This is a genomic window from Bradyrhizobium sp. Leo170, assembly GCF_004296405.1.
Classification (GTDB): Bacteria; Pseudomonadota; Alphaproteobacteria; order Rhizobiales; family Xanthobacteraceae; genus Bradyrhizobium.
In genome coordinates this window covers 1-396 of sequence record NZ_PSRR01000901.1, presented here as the reverse complement: position 1 = coordinate 396, position 396 = coordinate 1, and the positions used below count along the sequence as shown (strand labels likewise).

Genomic DNA, 396 nt, shown 5'->3' with positions numbered 1-396 from the left:
GCGAGCCCGGAATCCATTCATCCGCGGTCGCAAGCGGTGAAATGGATTCCGGGCTCGTCCTTCGGACGCCCCGGAATGACAGCGTGTGTTGAGGCGCGAGCTGCGACAAATCAACCCGACGGGCAAATCACCAAAAGTCTGTCCAGTGCTTCGCGCAAAAATAAATCGCTTAACCCGTCGGGCAAATCAGTGATTTAACTCCGCGCGTCTCACCCGAACGAGGGGCGGGTCGCGATCGTCACGAACGTTGCGGTGAGATGCGGTGGACGAGGGTGTCGCGACTGACGAGCGTGACATCAGCGGACGGCGAAGTCGAGTGGTCCTGGCGCCCCGACGCTGGCGCTAAGTTTTTCGCGCGAACAAGTTCGCGCGAGAGATGACGGTGGCAAGAAAGCC

At 60.4% G+C, this 396-nt stretch carries 1 protein-coding gene; it reads left to right on the top strand.

Features of this window, described 5'->3' with window-relative positions; all coding sequences use genetic code 11:
* On the top strand, positions 1-198 hold a 198-nt coding region (locus CWO89_RS47465; protein WP_207234742.1), incomplete at its 5' end, for a hypothetical protein.
* Between the last annotated feature and the right edge of the window lie 198 nt (positions 199-396).